The sequence below is a fragment of the Bradyrhizobium sp. ISRA430 genome (genome assembly GCF_029909975.1).
Classification (GTDB): Bacteria; Pseudomonadota; Alphaproteobacteria; order Rhizobiales; family Xanthobacteraceae; genus Bradyrhizobium.
Window position 1 is genome coordinate 2,496,243 of record NZ_CP094516.1, and the last position, 23,202, is coordinate 2,519,444.

The window sequence follows — 23,202 nt, forward strand, 5'->3', positions numbered from 1 at the left end:
AGCATCGAGCCCGGAATCCATAACCACCAGTCGGGAGTATGGATTCCGGGCCTGGCCCTTCGGGCCATCCCGGAATGACGAGCCGAGAGGGGAAACGCAATGCCCGTACCGCAACATGTCTTCGAGCCACCATTCAACATCATCCGCTCGAGCCATGCCGTGCTCGATGTCACGGACCTGAAGCTCAGCCGCGAGTTCTACGAGACCACCGTCGGCCTGCATGTCGAGGATGCCGACGACAACGTGGTTTACTTGCGCGGCGCGGAAGAGCATCAGCACCACTCGCTGGTGCTGCGCAAGGCGGCGGTGCCGGCCTGCAACCGGCTCGGCTTCAAGGTCGGCAACGACAAGGATCTCGACAAGGCGGCGGCGTTCCTGTCCGAGAACGGCCTTAGCTACGCCTTCGTCGACCAGCCGTTCCAGGGCCGCACGCTGCAATTCACCGATCCCTTCGGCTTCCAGATCGAGCTCTACGCCGCGATGGACCGGCGGCCGCATCTGCTCCGCCGCTACGACCTCTACCGGGGCTGCCATCCGCAGCGGCTCGATCATTTCAACGTCTTCGCCGCCGAGGTGCAGGATACCGTCGACTTCTACGCGCGGCTCGGCTTCCGCCTCACCGAATATGCCGAGGAGGACGGGCCGAACGGGCGCATCGCCGCCGCCTGGATGCATCGCAAGGGCAACGTCCACGACTTCGCCATCACCAACGGCAAGGGCCCGCGGCTGCATCACTTCGCCTACTGGACGCCGACGGCGATGAACATCATCCACCTCTGCGACGTGATGGCCTCCGCGGGCTTCGTCAAGAACATCGAGCGCGGGCCCGGACGCCACGGCATCTCGAACGCATTCTTCCTCTACGTCCGCGACCCCGACGGCCACCGGCTCGAGCTCTACACCAGCGATTATTTCACGGGCGATCACGACCACGAGCCGCTGCGCTGGTCACTGCGCGATCCGCGCCGCCAGACGCTGTGGGGCGCGCCGGCGCCGCGCTCCTGGTTCGAGCAGGGCTCGCCCTTCACGGGCCAGGCCGTGCGCGAGCCGAAATTCGTGGCCGACGTCTTGGTGGCGGACTAAGCAATGACGCTGCCTCGCCTCGCCACCTATTCCGTCAAGGGCATGACCAAATACGGCGCCGTCACCGACGGCGGCGTCGTCGATCTCTCCGCGCGCCATGCCAAGGACTATCCGACCCTGCGCGAGGTGATCGCGGCCGGGAAGCTCGCGAGCCTCGCCGAGAAAGCCGCCGGCCGCGCGCCGGATCATGCGCTCAGTGACATCACCTGGCTCCCGCCGGTACCCGCACCGGAAAAGATCATCTGCATCGGCGTCAACTATCCCGACCGCAACGCCGAGTACAAGGACGGGCAGGACGCGCCGAAATATCCGAGCATGTTCATGCGCTCGCCCCGCTCCTTCGTCGGCCACGATACGCCACTGGTGCGGCCGCGCGCCTCGGCGCAACTCGACTATGAAGGCGAGATCGTGCTGGTGATCGGCAAGGGCGGACGGCACATTCCGGAAAGCGCAGCGCTCGACCACATCGCGGCGTTGACTCTTTGCAACGAAGGCTCCGTGCGCGACTGGTTGCGCCACGCCAAGTTCAACGTCACGCAAGGCAAGAATTTCGACTCCAGCGGCAGCCTCGGCCCGTGGCTCGTGCCTTACATCCAGGAATCGCAGATCGCCGACATTCGTCTGACCACACGTGTCAACGGCGAACTGCGGCAGGACGATCGCACCAGCCGGCTCATGTTCCCGTTCCGCTATCTCATCAACTATATCTCGACCTTCGCAACGCTCGTTCCCGGCGACATCATTGTCACGGGCACGCCGACCGGCGCCGGCGCGCGGTTCGATCCGCCGCGCTACTTAACGCCCGGCGATGTCATTGAAGTCGAGGCCGAGGGCATCGGCCTGCTTCGCAATGGCGTCGTCGACGAGGCCTGATCAACGAAACGAATGGAATAGTGCAATGACCACCCTCACCGGCGGGGAAGCGATCGTAAGCGGGCTTGTTGCGCATGGCGTCGATACCGTATTCGGCCTGCCCGGTGCGCAGGTCTACGGCCTGTTCGATGCCTTCCACCAGGCTCAGCTCAAGGTGATCGGCGCCCGGCACGAGCAGGCGTGCGGCTACATGGCGTTCGGCTATGCGCGATCGAGCGGCAGGCCCGGCGTGTTCAGCGTGGTGCCTGGCCCCGGCGTGCTCAACGCCAGCGCGGCGCTGCTCACCGCTTTCGGCTGCAACGAGCCGGTGCTGTGCGTCACCGGCCAGGTACCGACGCAGTTCCTGGGCAAAGGCCGCGGTCATCTGCACGAGATGCCGGATCAACTCGCGACCTTGCGCACCTATGTGAAATGGGCGGAGCGGATCGAATATCCCGGCAATGCGCCGACGGTCGTGGCGCGCGCCTTCCAGGAAATGATGTCGGGACGGCGGGGTCCCGTCTCGGTCGAAATGCCCTGGGACGTCTTCACCCAGCGCGCCGACACGGCAGCCGCACCGGTTCTTGAGCCCCTGGCCGCGCCGCAGCCCGATCCTGACCTCGTGAAGCAGGCGGCCGCGCTCATCAAGGCGAGCAAGGCGCCGATGATCTTCGTCGGCAGCGGCGCGATCGAGGCGCGCGAAGAGATCCTCGAGCTCGCCGAGATGATCGATGCGCCGGTGGTCGCGTTCCGCAGCGGCCGCGGCATCGTCTCCAACGCGCATGAGCTCGGGCTGACGATGGCGGCTGCCTACAAGTTGTGGCCGAACACCGACCTCATGATCGGCATCGGCACGCGGCTGGAGCTGCCGACCATGTCGCGCTGGCCTTATCGCCCCGATGGCCTGAAGAGCATCCGCATCGACATCGACCCGGTCGAGATGCGGCGCTTCGCCTCAGATGCGGCCATCATCGCCGATGCCAAATCCGCGACCGCCGATCTCGCCGCCGCCGTGCGCAAGGCAGGCTACAGCAAGACCGCCGGACGCCGCGCGGCGATCCGCGAGGCCACGGCATCAGCGCAAGCCGAAATCCAGCGCATCCAGCCGCAGATGGCGTATCTCAACATCCTGCGCGAGGTGCTGCCGGCGAACGCAATCGTCACCGATGAATTGTCGCAGGTCGGCTTTGCCTCCTGGTACGGGTTTCCGATCTACGAGCCGCGCACCTTCATCACCTCCGGCTACCAGGGTACGCTCGGCTCGGGCTTCCCGACCGCGTTAGGCGCCAAGATCGCCAATCCCGACAAGCCGGTGGTGGCGATCACCGGCGACGGCGGCTTCATGTTCGGCGTGCAGGAGCTTTCCACGGCGGTGCAGTTCAACATCGGCGTGGTGACGCTGGTGTTCAACAACAACGCCTATGGCAATGTCCGCCGCGACCAGCGCGAGCGTTTTGACGGCCGCGTGGTGGCGTCCGATCTCGTCAACCCGGATTTCGTCAAGCTCGCGGAGTCCTTCGGCGTCGCTGCAGCACGCGTAGCCTCGCCGGATCATTTCAAGGCGGCGATGGAGAAGGCGCTCACCCATGGCGGGCCGTATCTGATTTCGGTCGAGGTGCCGCGGGACTCCGAAGTCAGTCCCTGGGCATTCATCCATCCGCCGAAGCCGTAAGACGCAGCGTCACCGCGTCCTGCGGAACGTCAGATTGATGCGCTGACGGCCGAGCAGCGCGTGCTCGCCATCGGCGAGCGGCGCGACGCCGTGATAGGCGAGCCGCGATGGGCCGCCCCAGACCACGACATCGCCATGCACGAGCCGAAAACGGCGCGGCTTGTCGCTGCGCGCCATGCCACCGAACAGGAAGATCGCGGGCAGCCCAAGCGAGACCGAGACGATCGGCGCCGAATAGTCCAGCTCGTCCTTGTCCTGATGCAGCGACAGCCGCGTGCCGGGCTCATAACGATTGACGAGGCAGGCATCCGGCGCGAAGCCGGCGAAACCGCCCTGCTCCGCCGCGCGGTGGGCCAGATCGCGGAAGACAAGGGGCATCTCCGGCCATGGCGTGTCGGATCGCGGATCGATCGCATCGTAGCGATAGCTGGTGTGGTCGGTGATCCAGCCGCGCTCGCCGCAATTCGTCATCGCCACGGACATCTGATAGCCGCCGGGCGTGGTCATCCGGCGGAACGGCGCCTGCGCCACGATCGCGCGCACCGCCGCGATCAGCTCGCTCTCGATCGGCTTGGCAAAGCCGCGCAGCAGCACCGCGCCTTCCGCGATCTGCTCGCGCGACGGCCGCGCCTCAATGACATCGTCGAACAAATCCGCCGTCAACGGCAACGCTCACTTGGAATCATGGAAGATCACACCCAGCGTGTGGCGCTGGCCGGACCGAAGCCGGCTGACGCCATGGCGCAGATTAACGCGGTAGGTGCCGCGCGTCCCCTGCACCGGGCGATGATGCACGGCGAAGGCCACCGCGTCGCCCTGCGCGAGCGGCACCACCTCGGCGCGGGATTGCATGCGCGGGCGCTGCTCGGTCAGCACGAACTCGCCGCCGGTGAAGTCACGTCCCGGTTCGGAGAGCAGGATCGCGACCTGCAGCGGGAACACGTGCTCGCCATAGAGGTCCTGGTGCAGGCAGTTGTAGTCGCCGGCCTCGTATTGCAGCAGCAGCGGCGTTGGCCGCGTCTGCCCCGCATCATGGCAGCGCTTCAGGAAGGCCGAATGCACCGCGGGATAGCGGATGTCGATCCCCATCGCCTCGTTCCAGCGATTGGCGACGCCGTGCAGATGCGCATACAGCGCCGGGCGCAATTGTGCGATCAGGTCGGGCAGCGGATAGGTGAAATATTTGTACTCGCCGCGACCAAAACCGTGACTGCCCATGACGATGCGGCTGCGGAAGGTTGCATCGTCCGGGTAGAGCGCGGCGACGGCGCGGCATTCGTCCGGCGCGAGCAGCCCCTTCAGGACGGCGCAGCCCTGGGCGTCGAGCTCGCCGGTGATCTGCGCCCAGTCGAGGGCGTCGACGCGAGCGGCGATGTCGAGCGAAGGCGAATGAGGAGATTTGCGTGCTGTTGCTGTCATGGCCGCGACTCTCGCAAGACCGGTCCGCCCTCCGCCACCCGATTTCCGGCTGCCTCCCCGTCATTGCGAGCGAAGCGAAGCAATCCAGTGTCTTTCCGCGGAACCAGTCTGGATTGCTTCGCTTCGCTCGCAATGACAGTGGGGATGCATCAGCCCAGCACCGGCAGCGTCACCACGTCATACGCGTGCTTGATCGTGCGCTTGAGCACGGGATCCTCCAGTTCGAACTCGAAACGGTCCGCAGGGCGGATGCCGCCCTTGGCGGCGAAGGTGCCGCCGAACATGGCGCAGCCGTCCGGCAGCGTCTTGCCGTCGAAGCCGCGCGCAATGAGTTCGCCGACCGGCAACATCGCGTCCAGCGTGCCCTCCTGGTAGAGCACGCGCTCGCCGTTGATCCAGGCATAGGAGCGCAGGATCATCTTGTCCCAATGGCCGACGACGTCCTCGAGTTCCCACAGGGTCGGCGCGAGCACCTTGTCGCACATCTGCTTCGAGACCGTGACGTTGTAGGCTTCGACCTTGCGGTCGGTATGGTCGGAGCCGCAACCGACGAAGATGCGGCCCTGCCAGCCCACCAGCACGAACTCGACCTCGCCAGAGGAATCGCCGCCGCAGCATTCGATGCTGTCTTCCGTGGTCAGCCGCCGCGCCGAGACGCGGTAGTAGATCGGCGTCGAGGCCGGACGGGCGATGCCGACCGCCTCCAGCTCCGCGATGTGCTTGTCGCGCGCCACGGGATCGCGGCCGGTCCAGCCGGCGATGACGGCCTGGTCAATCGCAAGCGTCAGCGGAGTTGTCGTGTCCTGGGCGTCTACGGTGAAGGTCAGATCAAACACGGATCACGGCCTCCATGCCGGCAGCAAGTTCGAAAATGCGGCGATCCGATCCGCCCGCGCCCGCCAGCATTAGCCCGACGGGCACGTCGCCTTCGCGATGCGCAGGCAGCGAGATGGCGCAACCATCGATCATGTTGATCAGGGTGCAATTGCGCAGGGAGCGCAGATTCGCCGTGGCGAACGCCTTGTCGTCGGCGAGATCGGCGATCTTCGGCGGCGTGTTGGCGGTGGTCGGGAGCACCAGCGCGTCATAGGGCGCAATCCGCGCATTGACACGCGCGATCAGCGAGCGGCGCTCGTTGACGAGATCGATATAATCGGCCGCGCTCTGCGCCTCGCCGCGCATGATGCGCACGAAGACACGGGGATCATAGACATCGCCCTTGGACGTGATGAGATAGCGGTGCCAGGCGAAGCTTTCGGCCGCAGCAAAGCCGCCCTTGGCGTTCATCGGGCCGATGTCGTGGAACTCCGCCATTTCGATGCGCTCGATGACGGCACCATGAGCAGTGAGCGTCGCAAGCGCGCGCTCGAATGTGTCAGCCACCGGCGCGTCGAGATCGTCAAGTGCGATCGTGGTCGGCACCGCCAGCCGCATGCCCTGGATCGGCCGCGGCTTCAACGCAGCCACAGGCTCGTTCGCCAGCACCGCATCGAGTATGGCACAGCAACTGACCGATCGTGCCAGCGGTCCGATGCTGTCGAGCGAGAACGACAGCGGCACCGAGCCATCGAGCGGCACGCGACGCTGCGTCGGCTTGTAGCCGACGATGCCGTTATAGGCGGCGGGAATCCGGCACGAGCCACCGGTGTCGGTGCCGAGCGCGCCATGCGCCATGCCGTCCAGCACGGAAACCGCCGCGCCTGAGGACGAGCCGCCGGGCACGTGGCCTTCAGCCCGGTTCCAGGCGCCCTTCGGCGTGCCATAGTGCGGATTGATACCGATACCGGAATAGGCGAACTCGGTCATGTTGGTCCGTCCGATCAGGATGAAGCCGGCCTGGCGCAGCCGCGCAACCGCCGCCGCATCGTGCTCCGCCGGATCGGAATCATCGAGCGCGCGAGAGCCGGCGCGTGTCGTCTGTCCCTTGATGTCGAAGAGATCCTTGATCGAGACCGGGATACCGGCATAGCGCGACGGCGCGGTCTTGGCCTTGCGCAAGGTATCCATCGCATCCGCGGTCGCGAGCGCCGCGTCCTTGTCGACATGGATGAAGGTGCGCCGCCCCTCGCCGGCCGGATCGGCGATCCTGGCGATACACGCCTCGACCAGCTTGCGAGAGGTCGTGCGGCCGCTTTCGAGGTCTTCGGCAAGCTTTGCCAGTGTCGGGTAATTGGGCATGTCTGTCTCACGGAATATTGGCGCGCGCAATCTATCGCGCTGGCTCAGTCCGACACAAGCACTGTGCGCATGATGGCATGCGCGCGCGTTGCTGGACCGTTGACGCGCCATGGTCGATTGTCGCATCAAGATCGAAACAGGCAGGCGCCAAGCCTGCGCACTGGGAGGACCTGCCGACATGGCCGAACCGCAGCGTGCGCGACCGAAACCGACGCCGGAAACCCAGCATTTCTGGGACGGCACGAAAGCGGGCGAGCTGCGCTTGCAGCGCTGCGACGCCTGCGCGCATGTCTACTTTCCGCCGCGTCCGTTCTGTCCCTCCTGCGCCTCGCGCAAGGTCTCCGTCTTCAAGGCGAGCGGCAAGGGCTCTCTCTACAGCTACGTGATCAACCACCGTCCGGCCGCGCCCGGCTTCACGCCGCCTTACGCGATCGCTGTCGTCGAGCTTGCCGAGGGGCCGCGGATGATGAGCAACATCATCGATTGCCCCCAGACGCCGGAGGCGCTCGCGCTCGACATGAAGCTCGAGGTCGCCTTCGAGAAGCTCGATGACAACATCACCCTCCCCGTGTTCCGTCCGGCGAAGGGATAGGCCATGCGCAGAAACCAGGTTGCCGTCGTCGGCGCGGCCGAGACCACCGAGCTCGGCGTCATCCCCAACATGTCGCAGCTCCAGCTCCATGCGGATGCTGCGCTCAATGCCATTGCCGATGCCGGGCTGAAACTCTCCGACATCGACGGCTTCGCCACCGCGGTCGAGACGCCGCAGCAGGTCTGTCACTATCTCGGCATCAAGCCGACCTGGGTCGACGGTACCTCGGTCGGCGGCTGCTCCTTCATGCTGCACGTCCGCCATGCCGCTGCGGCGATCGAGGCGGGCCTGTGCAAGACCGTGCTGATCACCCATGCCGAGAGCGGAAAATCGATGATCGGCAAGCTGCCGCGCTCGATCCCTGCCGACAGCCTGCAGGGCCAGTTCGAGGCGCCGTTCGGCGTCTACGGCCCGCCCAGCATGTTCCCGATCCCCGTGCTGCGGTTCATGAAGACCTACGGCATCACGCATGAGCAGCTCGCCGCGGTCGCCGTGGTACAGCGGGAATGGGCGGCAAAGAATCCGCGCGCGATGATGAAGGACCCGATCACGGTCGCCGACGTGCTCAACTCGCGCATGATCGCCTATCCATTCCGCCTGCTGCAGTGCTGCCTCGTCACCGACGGCGGCGGCGCGCTGATCCTGACCTCGGCCGACCGCGCCAAGGACTTTCCCAGGAAGCCCGTCTACATCATGGGCACTGGCGAGAGCGTGGAGACGCCGATGGTCAGCCAGATGGAGACCTTCAACTCCTCGCGCGCCTTCAAGGTCGCAGGGCCCCTCGCCTTCAAGGAGGCCGGCATTGCGCACAAGGACGTCGACCATCTCATGATCTACGACGCATTTGCGCATCTGCCGCTGTTCGGCCTCGGCGACCTCGGCTTCATGCCGTACGAGGAAACCGGCAAATTCATCGCCGACGGCAACACACGGCCCGGCGGCAAGCTGCCACTCAACACCAATGGTGGCGGCCTCTCCTACATGCATTCGGGCATGTACGGCATGTACGCCCTCCAGGAGAGCGTGCGCCAGATGCGCGGCATCGCGCCGGCGCAGGTGCCGAACGCGAAGATTTCGGTGTGCCACGGCGTCGGCGGCATGTTCGCGGCATCCGGCACGATCGTGTTTACGAACGAGAAATGAGCGAGCTGCCCGCCTCTCCCTCTCCCCGTTCTTACGGGGAGAGGGTTGGGGTGAGGGCCGCTTCCACACACTCCGACTCGCGGAGAGTCCCCCTCACCCGGATCGCATCTGCGATGCGATCCGACCTCTCCCCGCAAGCGGGGCGAGGTAAGAATCACCGGATCGATAGCGGAGAATCCACATGACGAAATCACTGCAAGACAAGGTCATCATCGTCACCGGCGCAGGCCGGGGCATCGGCCGCGAGATCGCGCTGCTCTGCGCCGCCGAAGGCGCGAAGGTCGTCGTCAACGACCCCGGCGGTGCCGCCGACGGCGCCGGTTCGAACGCTGCGCCCGCCGAGGAGGTGGTCGAGGAGATCAAGAAGCGCGGCGGCACCGCGGTCGCCAACTTCGAGTCGGTGGCGGAAGCGATCCCCGCGAGCAAGATCGTCAAGACCGCGACCGATCATTTCGGCCGGCTCGACGGCGTCGTCAACAATGCCGGCATCTTGCGCGACATGATCTTCCATAAGATGAGCGTGGAAGCCTTCGAGGCCGTCGTCAAAGTGCATCTGATGGGCTCGTTCTACGTTTCTCACGCCGCGGCGCGGATCTTCCGTGAGCAGGAGAGCGGCTCCTTCGTGCACTTCACCTCGACCTCGGGCCTGATCGGCAATTTCGGCCAGGCCAACTATGCGGCCGCCAAGCTCGGCATCGTCGGCCTGTCGAAGTCGATTGCGCTGGACATGGGCCGCTTCAACGTCCGCTCCAACTGCGTCTCGCCTTTCGCCTGGACCCGCATGATCGGCACCATCCCGACCGAGACCGAAGCCGAGAAGGCGCGCGTCGAGAAGATCAAGCAGATGGGACCGGAAAAGATCGCGCCGGTCTGCGGCTACCTGCTCTCCGATGCCGCCAAGGACGTCACCGGGCAGATCTTCGGCGTGCGCATGAACGAGATCTTCCTGTTCAGCCAGAATCGTCCGATCCGCTCCGTGCAGAGCAGCGACGGCTGGACGCCGCAATCGATCGCGGAACATGCGATGCCGGCGCTGAAGGGCTCGTTCTACAAGCTCGACCGCTCGGCTGACATCTTCACCTGGGATCCCGTCTAGGCGAATCCCGACTTTGCTGCGTTGCGATCTCCGGTTATCCCGCCGGAGATCGCCTGCATTACGCCCGAATGCGGTCGGATGGTTTTCCTCTCAACAAAAAATGGGAGGCAACTATGACAAGACCACTGACCATCTCGGCCGATACCAGTGAGCCCTCTCTCGCGCGCCGCACCCTGTTGAAGGGCGCCGCGGCCACAGTAGCCGCGACGGGGGTGACCATGAACGCTGCCCTGGCAGCTTCCGTCGCGCCATTGGGCCAGACGGGCGCTCCGACGAGGTCGACGGGGCCATTGCCCTTGGGACCTCTGCCCGGCAGCCGCTACCCGGACTCCCATCTGGAATCCGCCAAGAAAGGGCCGCCATCGTTCGGCCCCCCCGGTTTTCCGGCCTTCGCCGGCACGATGGCCGTTGAGCGCGTCGCGACCGGCTTCCGCTGGGCCGAGGGGCCGGTGTATTTCGCGGCCGGGCGATACGTGTTGTTCAGCGACATTCCCAACAACCGCATCATGCGTTTCTCGGAGGATGACGGTCACGTCAGCGTCTACCGTCAGCCGTCGATGAACTCGAACGGCAACACCATCGATCGCGAAGGACGCCTGATCACATGCGAGCATAGCGGGCGGCGCGTGACGCGGACCGAACTCGACGGTTCGATCACCATCATCGCCGACAAGTACAACGGCAAGCGGCTGAATTCGCCGAACGATGCGGTCGTCACCGCCGATGGCGCGATCTGGTTCACCGACCCAGTCTACGGCATTGGCGGCTACTACGAGGGTATCAAGGCCGAGCCCGAACAGGAAAAGCACAACGTCTACCGGGTCGATCCGAAATCGGGGGACGTCAAGGTTGTCATCGATGACTTCGTTGAACCCAACGGCATCACCCTGTCGCCTGACGAGAAGAAGCTTTATGTCATCGATACCGGCTTCACGGATGGGCCGGACAATCCATCTCACATCCGCGTGTTCGACCTCGACGTCGCCGGCGGAAAGGTGTCGAACGGCAAGGTCTTTGCCGAGATGCCGAAGCCCAGCATCACCGACGGCTTGCGTTGTGACATGGATGGACGCGTCTGGTGTTCGGTGGGCTGGGGCGATCCGAACGAAGACGGCGTGCGCTGTTATACGCCATCGGGCGAATTGCTCGGCAAGATTCATATTCCGGAAACAGTTGCAAATCTGTGCTTCGGCGGTCAGCAGCGAAACAGGCTTTATATTTGTGGCTCGACATCGCTCTATGCGGTCTACACGAGCGTACAGGGCGCAATGAAGCCGTGAGCGAATAGCGAGTGGGGAGTAGCGAATAGTTGGCAGCACCCCCGCCTGTTCGCTACTCACCCCTAACCGGTATTCCTCAACCCCGCCGAGATGCCGTTGATCGTGAGCTGAATCCCGCGCAGCACCTGCTCGTTCGGGTTCTGCGCGCGGTGCTCCTTCAGAAGCTCGACCTGCACGTGGTTGAGCGGGTCGAGATAGGGGAAGCGGTGGCGAACCGAGCGCTCCAGCAGCGGGTTGCCCTGGAGCAGCCGGTCCTGGCCCATGATGTCCAGGAGCGTCTCGATGCAGGAATGCCATTCGCGGCGGATGCGGCCGAAGATCTTTTCGCGTAGCGCCTCATCCGGCACGAGCTCGGCATAGCGCGAGGCGATCGCGATCGAGCTCTTGGCGAGCACCATGTCCATGTTCGACAACAGCATCCGGAAGAACGGCCAGTCGCGGTAGAGTTCTTTGAGGAACGGCATGCCCTTGTCGGGATGCTCGGCGATCCAGGTCTCGACCGCGCTGCCAAAGCCGTACCAGCCCGGCAGCATCAGGCGGCATTGGGCCCAGGAGAACACCCAGGGAATCGCGCGAAGGTCCTCGATGGCGCGGGTCTTCTTGCGCGAGGCCGGGCGGCTGCCGATGTTGAGGGTCGCGATCTCGTTGATCACGGTCGAGGCCCAGAAATAATCGACGAAGCCGTCGGTCTCGTAGACGAGACCGCGGTAGGCCTTGAAGGCGAGGTTCGACAATTCGTCCATCGCGGTCAGATATTCGCCCCGCGGCGCGCTCTGGCGCGGATGCAGCAGGCTCGCCTCCAGCGTCGCGGCTGCGAGGATCTCCAGATTATTGCGACCGACCTCGGCGTTGGAATATTTCGACGAGATGATCTCGCCCTGCTCGGTGATGCGGATCTGACCGTTCACCGCGCCGCCAGGCTGGGCGATGATGGCGTCATAGCTCGGACCGCCGCCGCGACCGACCGAGCCGCCGCGGCCGTGGAACAGGCGCAGGCGCACGCCGTGGCGCTCGAACACCTCGACGAGGCCGATCTCCGCCTTGTACAGCTCCCAGCCCGAGGTGACGAAGCCGCCATCCTTGTTGCTGTCGGAATAGCCGAGCATCACCTCCTGCACGCCGCCGCGGCTGTCGACGAGGCGGCGGTAGTCGTGCAGGGACAGCATGCGGTCCATGATGCCGCTCGATGCCTGCAAATCCTCGATGGTCTCGAACAGCGGCACGATGTTGATGGCGCTGCGTCCCGACGGATTGACGAGGCCGACCTCCTTGAGCAGCACCGCCACCTCGAGCATGTCCGACATGCCCTTGCACATCGAGATGATGCATTGGGGGATGGCGTCCGAGCCGAACTTCGCATGCGCCTCCGCGGCAGCATGGAATACGTTGAGCTCACCCATCGTCTCGTCGCTGTACTTGACGAATTGCGAGACCAGCGAGCGGGTGCTGCGCAGCTCGTTGGTGAGCAACGCGATGCGCGCCTCCTCGCCGAGCGCGAGATAGGACATGCCGGGATTGGCCGCATCGAACAGTTCGGCGATGGTACGCTCGTGCACGGCGGAGTTCTGGCGGATGTCGAGCCGCGCAAGATGGAAGCCGAAGCAATCGACCGCGCGCCTGAGCAGCCGCAGCCGGCCGCGCGCGATGACGCGGGCGTTGTTCGCGATCAGCGAGCGGTGCAGCACGTCGAGATCGGCTTGCAGCTCCTTGACACTCTCGTAAGGCGCGCCCTTGCCGACGGGACGCCGCGTAATCTCGACCGCGAGCTTTTCGGCGGTCGCAGTGAGGCGGGCATAGATGCCGGAGACCGCGAGGCGGTAGGGCTCGCCGCTCCGGTGCGGCGAGGTGTCGGGCGAGCGCTCCGCGAGCGCACGCAGCTCTTCGGAGACGTCGGCAAGATGCGCCGCGATCGACAGCTCGGAGCCGAGCACGTGCAGCTCCTGGAGATAGAACTGCATCACGCGGCTCGACTGCAGCCGCAGCGTGCCGCGCATCACGTCGGCGGTGACAAAGGGATTGCCGTCGCGGTCGCCGCCGATCCAGCTTCCCATGCGCAGGAACGAGGCGAGCTCACCTGCCGCCTGCTCGCCGCCCTCCTCCAGCCGGTCTTCCAGCACATTGATGAGGCGCGGCACTTCGCGAAGGAAGGTGTAGTCATAGAAGGACAGCCCGTTGCCGACCTCGTCGAGCACGGTGAGCTTGGTCCGGCGCAAGAGGTTCGTCTGCCACAGCGTCAGCACCTCGCGGCGGAGCTGCTCGTCGCTCGCCTCAGTCTCCTCCGCTGTCATGGCGAGGCGCTCGCGGCGATCGAGCAGCGCCGCGATCTCCATCTCGCGGTCCATGGTGCTCTTGCGGCGGACCTCGGTCGGATGCGCGGTCAACACCGGGCTGACCAGCGCGCCCTTGAAGAATCCGCGTAGCTCCTCGGCGCTGATGCCGGCGTCTTTCGCGTGTGCCAGCGTTTCGGCCAAGACGCCCGATCCGCCGCTGTGCGTCGCCGCGCGGGCCCGCATCTGGCGTATATTGTTCTGGTCCTCGGCGATGTTGGCGAGGTGGGAGAAATAGCTGAAGGCGCGGACGATCCGCACCGTCTCGGTGGTCGACATGCTGTCGAGGATCTGCTCGAGTTCGCGGCGGGCGAGCCGATCCTCGTCGCGGTGGAACCGGATCGAGGTCTGCCGGATGCGCTCGACCAGGTCGAACACGTCGGGGCCCTCCTGGTCACGCACGGTGTCGCCGAGGATGCGCCCGAGCAGGCGGATGTCGTCCCGCAGCCGCGCATCCGCCTCCTGCGCCTGGACGTCCTCGGGACGGTTCGGGCGCTGATCAGCGGTGTCGGATGATACGGTCTGGAGGGACATTGCTCGCTCCCAAAAGCTGCCCGGCCGGCCGAGTGTGCAAGTTTTTTGCCGCAGCGCAAGGTGAAGTTGGGGGCGGTGCACATAGAGGCTGGAGCTGGGCCAATTCCTCAGCCGTCGTTCTGGCGAACCGCGCGATCTATCGCCTCTTTTCGACGCTACGCCGGCACGATCACCTTTCCGATCGGCCAGAGCGCGATGCCCGCAAGCTTCAGGTGGGCCCAGGCGAAGGGGATGCCGATAATGGTGATCGCGAGGATCACGGCGGTAATGACGTGGCCGAGCGCCAGCCACCAACCGGCGAGCAGAAACCAGACGATATTGCCGAGCACTCCGAGCGGGCCGGTGCCGATATCGCTCTCGCCGGTGACCTCGTCGCGCCGCACCGCCTTCGAGCCGAACGGCAGGAGAGTGTAGGCGGCGATGTTGAACGCCGCCCGCGCCCAGGGCAGGCCGACAATGGTGATGGCCATGATGATCGAGGCTACCAGCCAGCCGAACGCCATCCAGGCACCGCCGATGAGAATCCAGAGCAAGTTAAGCAGGATGGAAACAGGAGCCATGGGACTATCCGTGGTCAATGACCCTGCTTGTATAGGCTCGAATATTGTCTCTGCGAAGACAGATCCCGTAGGCCCGAACCGTGTCAGATCTTCCGTCCCGCCTGCTCCCAATAGGGATCGCGCAGGCGGCGCTTGAAGATTTTGCCGGAATCTTCGCGCGGCAAGTCGGTACGTATCTCGATGTGCTTGGGTACCTTGTAGTCGGCAAGCTGTGTCTTCAGCCTGGCGCGGATGTCGGCAGCATCGATCGTGATACCGGTTTGCGGCTCGACCACTGCCATCAGCGCCTCGCCGAACTCCGCATCGGGAATGCCGAACACCGCGCAATCATGCACGCCGGGCACCGCATGCAGCACCGATTCGATCTCGGCCGGATAGATGTTGACGCCGCCCGAGATCACCATGTCGCGCTTGCGGTCGCAGATGAAGACGTAGCCGTCCTCGTCGATGTAACCGACGTCGCCGGAGGTGATGAAACCGTCGCGGTCGATCTCGGCGCGCTTCTCCGGCTTGTTGTGATAGGTGAAGTCCGCCATCTCGGCCATACGGGAATAGATCTCGCCGATCTTGCCCACCGGCAGCACGCGGCCATCTTCCCCGATGAAGCGCAGCTCGGCGCCTGGCGAGATCTTGCCGACGGTGCACGGCTTCTTGAGCGCATCCTCGGAGGTCGCGAAGGTCACGGCACTGGATTCGGTTGAGCCGTAGAATTCGTAGATCACCGGCCCCCACCATTCGATCATGGCACGCTTGACGTCTGCCGGGCACGGCGCAGCCGCGTGGATGACATGGCGCAGCGAGGAGACATCGTACTTCCTGCGCATCGCCTCCGGCAGCTTCATCAGGCGAATGAACATGGTCGGCACCATGAAGATGGTGTCGATCCTGTACCTCGAGATCAGCTCGAGAAACTCTTCCGCCTCGAAGCGTGGCATCAGCACCAGCGCACCGCCTAGCTTGCCCGACCGGATGCCGAACGAGTTCGGTGCGGAATGATAGAGCGGGCCCGGCAGCAATGCGCGGGCGCCCGGCTTCAGGCCATAGATCATTGCGCGCATGCGTTCGCCGGCGGCTTGCTGCTCCGGCGTCGGCGCATTGCGCCGCACGCCCTTGGGATGGCCGGTCGTGCCTGAGGTGTAGATCATGTTCATGGGCTGCGGCACGACCGGGCCATCATAAGGCTGGAATTGCGCGAGCCAGGCATCGAAGTCGATCGCGAAATCCGGCGCTGCCAAATGATCCGGATCGATCTTGTAGCTGATGAGGATCTCCGGCGGCGTCGGCACGCCGAGCACGGTGACTCCCTCGGGGATCGCATCGCGCAAGGCGTGCAGCATGTCGGCATGCGCGATCAGCACCGAGGTGCCGGAGTCCTTCAGGATGTAGTTGATCTCCTCCGGCTTGAAATGCCAGTTGATCGGCACGCCATAGGCACCCAGCCGCATCGCGGCGTAGGCAGCCTCCAGAAAGGCGATGTCGTTGCGCATGAGCATACAGACGCAATCGCCCTGCCCAACGCCGATCCTGGCAAGGCCGCTCGCGATGCGGTCGGCACGATTGGCGACATCGGCATGGGAACGGCGGCGCGCGCCGGAGACGATGCCGAGGAATTGGGACGTTTCGCTCATTGTTGTTTTTCTTTGTTGTTTGGAGTTTCACCTCATGGTGAGGAGGCGCGGAGCGCCGTCTCGAACCATGAACGCCCGTGGCCCATCCCTCGAGACGCCGCTTCGCGGCTCCTCGGGATGAGGTCTGTGCTAGTCCGCAAATTTCGGTGCGCGCTTTTCGAGATTGGCGCGGACGGCTTCGGTCTGGTTCGCACTACCGATCAGCTTCTGCTGCTCGACGGACTCGGCGAGCAGCGCCGGGCCCGGATCGACCGAGAGATTGTTGAGCAGCCGTTTCGCGGCGCGGATCGCATCGGGGCTCTTGCCGGCGATCTCGCGTGCGACTTCGAGCGCGCTGGCACGCGGATCATCGCAAATGCGCGTGGCGAGACCGTAAGACATCGCCTCCTGCGCCGAGAAGATGCGCCCGGTGTAGGTGAGATCGCGCAGGATGTCGTCGCGCACGAGCGAGGCCAGGATCGGCGTGCCCGCCATGTCGGGGACCAAACCCCATTTGATCTCCATCACCGACATTCGCGCATCGGGCGCAACAAAGCGCATGTCCGCACCGAGCGCGAGCTGAAAGCCGCCGCCGAAGGCCACGCCATGCACGGCCGCGATCACCGGCACTGCAAGCTGACGCCAGCCCCACACCGCCTGCTGCGGAAAGTTCGCCTTGCCGTGCGTGCGCACGGTGAGGTCGCGTTTTTCGCCACCCGGAATTCCGTTGCCGCCCTTCTCCTTCATGGCGGCAAAGCGTCCCATGTCGAGGCCGGCACAGAAGGCACGGCCCTCGCCGGACAGCACCACGACGCGCACACCTTTTTCCCTGGAAAGGCGGTCGGTTGCGGCAACCAGCGCCTCGAACATGGCCTGATCCAGTGCGTTCATCTTGTCCGCGCGCACCAAGCGGACATCGGCAACGCCTTCCGAGATCGAAATCGAGACGCGCTCTTCCATGGATCAATTCTCCCCTGTTCTTGTTCGGTGCCGCTTTACAGGAAGCCGACGGCCGGATTTAGTCAATCGACCAATTAACTGACAATCCCTACGGGGGAAACACCCATGTTCAAGGAAAATCTTCTGGCCGGCCGGCGCATTCTCGTGACCGGCGGTGGTACGGGTCTCGGCAAGTCGATGGCGGCGCGCTTCCTCCAGCTCGGCGCGGAGGTGCACATCTGCGGGCGGCGCAAGATCGTCTGCGACGAGACCGCGACCGAATTGATGGATCAGTATGGCGGCCGCGTCACCAGCCACGGCGTCGACATCCGCAACGCGCTCGCGGTCGAGGAGATGGTCGAGAACATCTTTCGCGAGGCGCCGCTCACCGATCTCATCAACAACGCCGCCGGCAATTTCATCTCGCGCACCGAAGAGCTCTCGCCGCGCGGCTTCGATGCCGTCGCCAACATCGTCATGCACGGCACGTTCTACGTGACGCATGCGGTCGGCAAGCGTTGGATCGCCGCGCGCCAACCCGGCAACGTCGTCTCGATCACCGTGACCTGGGTGCGCAACGGCTCGCCCTACGTGGTGCCGTCGGCGATGAGCAAGTCGGCGATCCACGCCATGACGATGTCGCTTGCGACCGAATGGGGCAAACACGGCATCCGCCTCAACACGATCGCGCCGGGCGAGATCCCGACCGAGGGCATGAGCAAGCGCATCAAGCCCGGTGATGAGGCCGGCGCGCGCACCAAGGCAATGAACCCGATGGGCCGCGTCGGCACCATGGAGGAGCTGCAGAACCTCGCGGTGTTCCTGATCTCCGGCGGCTGCGACTGGATCAACGGCGAGACCATCGCCATGGACGGCGCGCAGGCGCTCGCGATGGGCGGCAACTTCTACCAGCTCCGCGACTGGAGCGACGACGACTGGAAGCAGGCGCGCGAGAGCATCATGGCGCAGAACGAGAAGGACCGGGCTGCGAGGGGGTAGTGTCGTCCTGGCGGAAGGCAGGACTGTGTAAGGAGGCCGGCGCTCTCCCCCGGCTTTCAATTGTCGTCCTGGCGAAAGCCAGGACCCATACCCACAGGATTGGGTTTGGCGAAGACTCGTGGTTGGCACTTCGCGCCAAACCCCTCCCTGGGGTTATGGGTCCCGGCCTTCGCCGGGACGACGTTGGGAGAGATAACGGGCAATAACGCCTCAATGCTTCCCCGGCCCCATATATCCGAACAAGAACCCCGCCACTTTGCGCATCTGAATCTCCTCGCTGCCTTCGGTGATGCGGTAGCGGCGGTGGTGGCGGTAGATGTGCTCGAACGGCTTGTGGCGTGAGTAGCCCATGCCGCCGTGGACCTGCATGGCGCGGTCGGCGGATTCGCAGCAGAGGCGGTTTGCCCAGTAGTTGCACATCGAGACGCGGTCGGAGAGCGTGCGTTCGATCTGCTCCTCGGTGAGCTTGTCCATCTCCCAGGCGGTCTTCCTGATCAAGAGGCGCAGCATCTCGGCCTGCGTGGCAAGCTCGACCAGCGGGAACTGGATCGCCTGGTTCTCGGCGAGCGCCTTGCCGAACGGCTTTCGCTCGCGTGCATACCTCACGCTCTCGTTGATGCAGTAGACGGCCGCTCCCAGCGAGCTCGCCGCCTGCCGGATGCGATTCTGATGCACAAAACATTGCGCCAGCGACAGCCCGCGGCCGACCTCACCGAACAGCGCATCCTCCGGCACGAACACGTCGGTGAAACTCACGCGGGGATGGTCGGTCGGCATGTTGAACGTCCACATGTACTCCTCGACCTTCACGCCCGGGCTCTTGGCCGGTACCAGGAAGCAGGTGATGCCGCGGGCATCGCCGTCATTGCCGCCGGTGCGCGCGAACAGCGCGCAATGGGTGGCGACATGCATGCCGGTCGTCCACATCTTCTCGCCGTTGATGATCCAGCCCTTGACGTTGTCGCGCGTTGCCGGCACCGCGCGCGTTTCCATGTGGGTGGCATCAGAGCCATGATGCGGCTCGGTCAAGCCGAAGGTGATACGGTACTTGCCCCTGATCGAGCCGTCGATCATCGCCTTCTGGTCGTCGCGGCCGTAGCGGTCGAGCATGGTCACGACGGGAAAATTGCCGACGATCGAGTGCTCGTTCTGGAGATCGTTGTGCAGGCCGAGACCCTTGGCGGCAAAATGCTCGCGGATCACCGCCATCCAGAGGTTGGAACCGTCCTTGCCGCCATATTGCTTCGGCACCGGAAAGCGCAGGTGACCGGCCACATCGGCAAGGTCCTTCGCCTTGCGCAGCAGCGCCTCCCATTCGTGGCGCGGCAGGCCGCCATTCTCGAAATCGGTGCGCGCCCATTCGCGGCGATGATCGAAGAAGCGGATGTTGTCGTCGGCCTCTTCCAGCGGCTTGATCTCGCGCTCGATGAAACGGTCGAGCTCTCCGAGATAGGAGACGAGATCGGCAGGCAATGAGAAATCCACTGTTCTCTCCCGGAATGTTTTTTCGTTTTGCGTTAAGGCGCTAAGCGTGTTTCTGGTTGGATCGATTAAGGTGAGAAGAGCGCGCGCAAGTCAAGCAAGCCGAGGCGTGTGAAGCGTGCAAGGCGCGTTGCGCAATTCGATGGTGTTGCAGCGTGGTCGCGCGCTACTATGCAGCCATATTCTCTGCCACAGAAAAATGCGGGAGCGACCATGGAGCTGAAATTTTCCAAAGTGGAACGCAAGGGGCCGATCACGATCGTCACGCTGTCGCGGCCCGAGGTCTACAACGCGCTGCACATCGACGCGCATTTCGAGCTCAACAAGGTGTTCGACGATTTCTCCGCCGACCCCGAGCAGTGGGTCGCGATCGTCACAGGTAGCGGCGACAAGGCGTTCTGCGCCGGCAACGATCTGAAGTGGCAGGCGGCGGGCGGCAAGCGCGGTTGGGACAAGGGCGGTTTTGCCGGGCTGACCTCGCGCTTCGACTGCGACAAGCCGATCATCGCCGCCGTCAACGGCGTCGCGATGGGTGGTGGCTTCGAGATCGCGCTCGCCTGCGACCTCATCATTGCCTCGGAGAACGCGACCTTCGCGCTGCCCGAGCCGCGCGTCGGCCTCGCCGCGCTCGCCGGCGGCCTGCACCGGCTGCCGCGCCAGATCGGCCTGAAGCGCGCCATGGGCATGATCCTCACGGCGCGCCATGTCAGCGCCAAGGAAGGTCTTGAGCTCGGCTTCGTCAACGAGGTGGTGCCGCAGGGTGAAGCCCTCGCGGCTGCGCTGCGCTGGGCCGAGATGATCACCAAAAACTCGCCGATGTCGATCCGGGCGTCGAAGCAGACGATTCAGAAGGGGCTCGCCGTCTCGCTGGAGCAGGCAATCACCGAGCAGCGGGACTATCCGGCAGTGAAGGCGATGGTGGCCTCGCAGGATTATATCGAGGGCCCGAAGGCGTTCGCGGAGAAGCGGCCGCCGAAGTGGCTGGGGAAGTGACGCGCTTTCCGCCCGTCACGACGACGGACGCCGCAACACCCACCACTGTCATGCCCCGGCTTGACCGGGGCATCCAGTACGCCGCGGCTTCTCCATATCCCATCGCTGTCTCTGGAATACTGGATCGCCCGCTTTCGCGGGCGATGACAGGGAGAGCTCATGGTACAGCGCGTAGGATGGAAAGAGCGCAGCGAAACCCATCAATGAGCAGAGTAAGGATTGAGATGGTGGGTTTCGCTGCGCTCTACCCACCTACGAATTTTGCGACAGCTCCCGCTTGTAGGACGCGTAGTTCGGCTGGTCGACGACCAGCTTGTCCATCGTGGTCTGCCAAAGGTGCTCGGCGAGACCTGGCGTTGCGAGATCCACCTCGCCGTTGGCGATGCGTCCGGCGAGCGCGCGATTGAGCTCGGTCACCGAACCGTCCATGCCGAGCAGCGCGCGCAGCCGCTCGACCTCTCTCGCGTCGCTCCCCTCCTCCAGCGTGAGTTGCCGTGTGACCAGGTCGAGGATGTTGATGGCGACGCGCAGCTTGAAGGCCTGGTGACCGGAGATCAGCGGCGCAATGTCGTTGCGGAGGAAATCGGCGACCGCCTTGGTCAGCTCGATCGGCGTCGGTTCGTCCTGCATGCTTCACCTCCCGCGCGGCGCGAGCAGCCGCAACAGATCGATCTCGGTCTCGGAGGCGCGGCGGCCGATCATGGCGCGCTCCATGGAATGGTCAGGCCCCTCGCGAAACCGCTGCATCATGCCGCCGCACATGATGCCCCAGCGCAGCGTGCCCATCACTTCCCAGAATTTCACGCGCGCCGGATCGACTTTGCGGCCCGCGGCCTCGTAACCGGCGAACAGCTCCTCGCGCGAGCCGAAGCCGCCGACGGGCTTGTCGATCTCGCCAAAGCGCCAGGAATTGACGCAGACCCAGCCGAGATCCTCCATGGGATCGCCGAGATGAGCGAGCTCCCAATCGAGCACGGCGCGCACGCCCTCGGCGCCGATGATGAGATTGCCGTTGCGGAAGTCGCCGTGCACCAGCGTCACCTCAGTCGAGGGGCCGGGATCGTGGTCGCGCAGCCAGCGCAGCGCGAGCTCGAACACGGGCTTGGGCCAGTTCAGGCTGCGATAGTCGCGCTCGAACTCGTCGATCTCCTTCGCCGCCGTCATCTGCCGCAGCGCGGGCAGTTTGTCCTGCGGCAGATTGTGCAGGCCGGCGAGCACGCCACCGATCTGCCGCGCCAGCATGGGCCGCGCCGCGGCGAACTCGTCATCGCGCAGGATCTTGCGCGCGATGGTCTCGCCCTCGACCCGCTGCATGATGAAGCCGATGCCGAGATCGTCCTCCGGCACCAGGACGTGGAGCACCCACGGCGACGGCACGCCGGCCTCATAGGCAAGCTGCATCAACCTCGCCTCGGCGGCGAGGCCCGCCGCGCGCGTCGGCGCGGCCCCATACCCCTTCGGCGCGCGACGCAAAATCGCGCCGATCACCCCGTCGGGATGCTCGATGTCGAAGCGCCAGGTTTCCTGGCTGGCGCCGCCGGACAGCTTCGCGGCACAGCTCGCGCCGGTGGCACCCGGGCACCAGCGCACGACGCTGTGGGAAAGCTCCGCTTCGATCATTTGCCTTTGAACTGCGCCGGCCGCTTCTCCAGGAACGCGCCGACGCCCTCACGAAAGTCCTGCGTGTCGCCCGCACGCAGTTGACACTGGAATTCGAGATTGAGCTGATCTTCGAAGGAATTCTCCGGGCTGTCCCAGTACAGTTCACGGATCAGCGACAGCGCGACCGTCGGGCCGCTCGCAAGTTCATGCGCAAGCTTCATCGCCTCGTCCATCAGGACGGCGTCGTCATAGACGCGGTTGACGAGGCCCCATTCCAGAGCCTTCTCCGCAGGCAGCCGCTCCCCCATCAGCGACAGCTCGATGGATCGCGCCCTGCCAACAAGGCGTGGCAACAGCCAGGTCGAACCGCAGTCGGGCACTAGGCCGATACGGCGGAAGGCCTGGAGAAAATAGGACGAGCGCCCGCATAGGATCATATCGCCGAGCAGCGCGAAGCTCATGCCGGCGCCGGCGGCCGGGCCATTGACCGCAGTGACAATCGGGCAATGCAGATTGCGGATGCGCCGCAAGAACGGGTGAAAGCTCGTCTCCAGCGCCACGCCGGCCTTGGTCTTCTTCGACTGGTTGTTGCGGCCCTGGAGATTCGCGCCCGTGCAGAACGCCCGCCCCGCGCCGGTCAGCACGACACAGCGTACCTCCTCCTTCTTTTCCTCGATCGCATCGAGCGCGTCCGACAGGCCGCCGAGCATGTCCATCGAGACCGCGTTCATGACCTCCTGATGGTCGAGCTTCAGGACGGCCACCGGTCCGTCGAATTCGAGCGTGACGTGTTTGAACTGCATCGCTTCCTCGTCAGTTGCCGCCTGCGATGTTTCGCAGACCG

21 protein-coding genes are annotated in these 23,202 nt (G+C 64.8%); 9 read left to right on the forward strand and 12 right to left on the reverse strand.

Going from position 1 to position 23,202, the window contains the following annotated elements; translation table 11 throughout:
* Positions 1 to 99 precede the first annotated feature (99 nt).
* Genes hpaD through MTX21_RS12250 form a run of 3 tightly spaced genes read left to right on the forward strand, consistent with a single transcriptional unit; the run spans position 100 to position 3,607 of the window.
* Positions 100 to 1,083 (forward strand): 3,4-dihydroxyphenylacetate 2,3-dioxygenase, encoded by a 984-nt coding sequence (gene hpaD, locus MTX21_RS12240; RefSeq protein WP_280965059.1) that lies wholly within the window; start codon positions 100 to 102, stop codon positions 1,081 to 1,083.
* Positions 1,084 to 1,086: 3 nt separating this feature from the next.
* Positions 1,087 to 1,956: a fumarylacetoacetate hydrolase family protein gene (locus MTX21_RS12245; protein WP_280965060.1), complete on the forward strand. Its 870-nt coding sequence runs from the start codon at positions 1,087 to 1,089 to the stop codon at positions 1,954 to 1,956.
* Positions 1,957 to 1,981: 25 nt separating this feature from the next.
* Positions 1,982 to 3,607 (forward strand): thiamine pyrophosphate-dependent enzyme, encoded by a 1,626-nt coding sequence (locus MTX21_RS12250; protein WP_280965061.1) that lies wholly within the window; start codon positions 1,982 to 1,984, stop codon positions 3,605 to 3,607.
* 9 nt (positions 3,608 to 3,616) lie between these two features.
* Here MTX21_RS12250 and alkB read toward each other — a convergent pair whose 3' ends face one another.
* The 4 genes from alkB to MTX21_RS12270 form a co-directional block, all read right to left on the reverse strand.
* A complete protein-coding gene (gene alkB / locus MTX21_RS12255; protein WP_280965062.1) occupies positions 3,617 to 4,270 on the reverse strand; it encodes a DNA oxidative demethylase AlkB in 654 nt (217 codons plus the stop codon).
* Positions 4,271 to 4,279: 9 nt separating this feature from the next.
* Positions 4,280 to 5,026 (reverse strand): 2OG-Fe(II) oxygenase, encoded by a 747-nt coding sequence (locus MTX21_RS12260; RefSeq protein WP_280965063.1) that lies wholly within the window; start codon positions 5,024 to 5,026, stop codon positions 4,280 to 4,282.
* A 149-nt stretch (positions 5,027 to 5,175) separates the two neighbouring features.
* Positions 5,176 to 5,862, reverse strand: coding sequence for a DUF2848 domain-containing protein (locus MTX21_RS12265; RefSeq protein WP_280965064.1), 687 nt, complete (start codon positions 5,860 to 5,862; stop codon positions 5,176 to 5,178).
* A complete protein-coding gene (locus MTX21_RS12270) occupies positions 5,855 to 7,204 on the reverse strand; it encodes an amidase (RefSeq protein WP_280965065.1) in 1,350 nt (449 codons plus the stop codon). The genes MTX21_RS12265 and MTX21_RS12270 overlap by 8 nt, the downstream gene beginning before the upstream one ends.
* Positions 7,205 to 7,382: 178 nt before the next feature.
* Here MTX21_RS12270 and MTX21_RS12275 point away from each other — a divergent pair, with 178 nt between their 5' ends.
* From MTX21_RS12275 to MTX21_RS12290, 4 genes are all read left to right on the forward strand, one after another.
* Positions 7,383 to 7,796 carry a Zn-ribbon domain-containing OB-fold protein gene (locus tag MTX21_RS12275; protein ID WP_280965066.1) on the forward strand — a complete coding sequence of 138 codons (414 nt, stop codon included), beginning with the start codon at positions 7,383 to 7,385 and terminating at the stop codon, positions 7,794 to 7,796.
* Between the two features lie 3 nt (positions 7,797 to 7,799).
* The gene (locus MTX21_RS12280; RefSeq protein WP_280965067.1) at positions 7,800 to 8,939 is read left to right on the forward strand and encodes a thiolase; all 1,140 of its coding nucleotides are present in this window, start codon (positions 7,800 to 7,802) and stop codon (positions 8,937 to 8,939) included.
* A gap of 181 nt (positions 8,940 to 9,120) precedes the next feature.
* On the forward strand, positions 9,121 to 10,035 hold the full coding sequence (locus tag MTX21_RS12285; RefSeq protein ID WP_280965068.1) for an SDR family oxidoreductase: 915 nt from the start codon (positions 9,121 to 9,123) through the stop codon (positions 10,033 to 10,035).
* Positions 10,036 to 10,148: 113 nt separating this feature from the next.
* The gene (locus tag MTX21_RS12290; protein WP_280965069.1) at positions 10,149 to 11,315 is read left to right on the forward strand and encodes an SMP-30/gluconolactonase/LRE family protein; all 1,167 of its coding nucleotides are present in this window, start codon (positions 10,149 to 10,151) and stop codon (positions 11,313 to 11,315) included.
* Between the two features lie 62 nt (positions 11,316 to 11,377).
* Here MTX21_RS12290 and ppc read toward each other — a convergent pair whose 3' ends face one another.
* The 4 genes from ppc to MTX21_RS12310 form a co-directional block, all read right to left on the reverse strand.
* Entirely contained in the window at positions 11,378 to 14,176 is a 2,799-nt protein-coding gene (gene ppc, locus MTX21_RS12295; RefSeq protein ID WP_280965070.1) for a phosphoenolpyruvate carboxylase, read from the reverse strand.
* A 155-nt stretch (positions 14,177 to 14,331) separates the two neighbouring features.
* Entirely contained in the window at positions 14,332 to 14,736 is a 405-nt protein-coding gene (locus tag MTX21_RS12300; protein ID WP_280965071.1) for a YccF domain-containing protein, read from the reverse strand.
* An 83-nt stretch (positions 14,737 to 14,819) separates the two neighbouring features.
* Entirely contained in the window at positions 14,820 to 16,364 is a 1,545-nt protein-coding gene (locus MTX21_RS12305; RefSeq protein ID WP_280965072.1) for an acyl-CoA synthetase, read from the reverse strand.
* A 129-nt stretch (positions 16,365 to 16,493) separates the two neighbouring features.
* A complete protein-coding gene (locus tag MTX21_RS12310) occupies positions 16,494 to 17,303 on the reverse strand; it encodes a crotonase/enoyl-CoA hydratase family protein (protein WP_280965073.1) in 810 nt (269 codons plus the stop codon).
* Positions 17,304 to 17,408: 105 nt separating this feature from the next.
* On the opposite strand from MTX21_RS12310, the gene MTX21_RS12315 reads away from it, so the two are divergent.
* A complete protein-coding gene (locus MTX21_RS12315; RefSeq protein WP_280965074.1) occupies positions 17,409 to 18,281 on the forward strand; it encodes an SDR family oxidoreductase in 873 nt (290 codons plus the stop codon).
* A 210-nt stretch (positions 18,282 to 18,491) separates the two neighbouring features.
* Here the strand turns inward: MTX21_RS12315 and MTX21_RS12320 are convergent, their stop codons facing one another.
* Positions 18,492 to 19,766 (reverse strand): acyl-CoA dehydrogenase family protein, encoded by a 1,275-nt coding sequence (locus MTX21_RS12320; RefSeq protein WP_280965076.1) that lies wholly within the window; start codon positions 19,764 to 19,766, stop codon positions 18,492 to 18,494.
* 210 nt (positions 19,767 to 19,976) lie between these two features.
* Here MTX21_RS12320 and MTX21_RS12325 point away from each other — a divergent pair, with 210 nt between their 5' ends.
* Positions 19,977 to 20,756, forward strand: coding sequence for an enoyl-CoA hydratase-related protein (locus MTX21_RS12325; RefSeq protein ID WP_280965077.1), 780 nt, complete (start codon positions 19,977 to 19,979; stop codon positions 20,754 to 20,756).
* A gap of 252 nt (positions 20,757 to 21,008) precedes the next feature.
* Here MTX21_RS12325 and MTX21_RS12330 read toward each other — a convergent pair whose 3' ends face one another.
* From MTX21_RS12330 to MTX21_RS12340, 3 genes are read right to left on the reverse strand one after another with little or no spacing between them, the layout of a single operon-like run.
* Positions 21,009 to 21,386 (reverse strand): DUF6285 domain-containing protein, encoded by a 378-nt coding sequence (locus tag MTX21_RS12330; RefSeq protein WP_280965078.1) that lies wholly within the window; start codon positions 21,384 to 21,386, stop codon positions 21,009 to 21,011.
* A 3-nt stretch (positions 21,387 to 21,389) separates the two neighbouring features.
* Positions 21,390 to 22,376 (reverse strand): phosphotransferase family protein, encoded by a 987-nt coding sequence (locus MTX21_RS12335; protein WP_280965079.1) that lies wholly within the window; start codon positions 22,374 to 22,376, stop codon positions 21,390 to 21,392.
* Positions 22,373 to 23,161, reverse strand: a complete 789-nt coding sequence (locus MTX21_RS12340) for an enoyl-CoA hydratase/isomerase (RefSeq protein WP_280965080.1) — start codon at positions 23,159 to 23,161, stop codon at positions 22,373 to 22,375. Before MTX21_RS12340 ends, MTX21_RS12335 begins: the two co-directional genes overlap by 4 nt.
* Positions 23,162 to 23,202 lie beyond the last annotated feature (41 nt).

Coding starts and splice junctions, on each gene's coding strand:
- MTX21_RS12315 (WP_280965074.1), top strand. CDS start 17,409: ATGTTCAAGGAAAATCTTCTGGCCGGCCGGCGCATTCTCGTGACCGGC.
- MTX21_RS12310 (WP_280965073.1), bottom strand. CDS start 17,303: ATGGAAGAGCGCGTCTCGATTTCGATCTCGGAAGGCGTTGCCGATGTC.
- MTX21_RS12280 (WP_280965067.1), top strand. CDS start 7,800: ATGCGCAGAAACCAGGTTGCCGTCGTCGGCGCGGCCGAGACCACCGAG.
- MTX21_RS12330 (WP_280965078.1), bottom strand. CDS start 21,386: ATGCAGGACGAACCGACGCCGATCGAGCTGACCAAGGCGGTCGCCGAT.
- MTX21_RS12325 (WP_280965077.1), top strand. CDS start 19,977: ATGGAGCTGAAATTTTCCAAAGTGGAACGCAAGGGGCCGATCACGATC.
- MTX21_RS12260 (WP_280965063.1), bottom strand. CDS start 5,026: ATGACAGCAACAGCACGCAAATCTCCTCATTCGCCTTCGCTCGACATC.
- MTX21_RS12335 (WP_280965079.1), bottom strand. CDS start 22,376: ATGATCGAAGCGGAGCTTTCCCACAGCGTCGTGCGCTGGTGCCCGGGT.
- MTX21_RS12285 (WP_280965068.1), top strand. CDS start 9,121: ATGACGAAATCACTGCAAGACAAGGTCATCATCGTCACCGGCGCAGGC.
- MTX21_RS12245 (WP_280965060.1), top strand. CDS start 1,087: ATGACGCTGCCTCGCCTCGCCACCTATTCCGTCAAGGGCATGACCAAA.
- MTX21_RS12290 (WP_280965069.1), top strand. CDS start 10,149: ATGACAAGACCACTGACCATCTCGGCCGATACCAGTGAGCCCTCTCTC.
- MTX21_RS12250 (WP_280965061.1), top strand. CDS start 1,982: ATGACCACCCTCACCGGCGGGGAAGCGATCGTAAGCGGGCTTGTTGCG.
- MTX21_RS12275 (WP_280965066.1), top strand. CDS start 7,383: ATGGCCGAACCGCAGCGTGCGCGACCGAAACCGACGCCGGAAACCCAG.
- hpaD (WP_280965059.1), top strand. CDS start 100: ATGCCCGTACCGCAACATGTCTTCGAGCCACCATTCAACATCATCCGC.
- MTX21_RS12340 (WP_280965080.1), bottom strand. CDS start 23,161: ATGCAGTTCAAACACGTCACGCTCGAATTCGACGGACCGGTGGCCGTC.
- ppc (WP_280965070.1), bottom strand. CDS start 14,176: ATGTCCCTCCAGACCGTATCATCCGACACCGCTGATCAGCGCCCGAAC.
- MTX21_RS12300 (WP_280965071.1), bottom strand. CDS start 14,736: ATGGCTCCTGTTTCCATCCTGCTTAACTTGCTCTGGATTCTCATCGGC.
- MTX21_RS12305 (WP_280965072.1), bottom strand. CDS start 16,364: ATGAGCGAAACGTCCCAATTCCTCGGCATCGTCTCCGGCGCGCGCCGC.
- MTX21_RS12270 (WP_280965065.1), bottom strand. CDS start 7,204: ATGCCCAATTACCCGACACTGGCAAAGCTTGCCGAAGACCTCGAAAGC.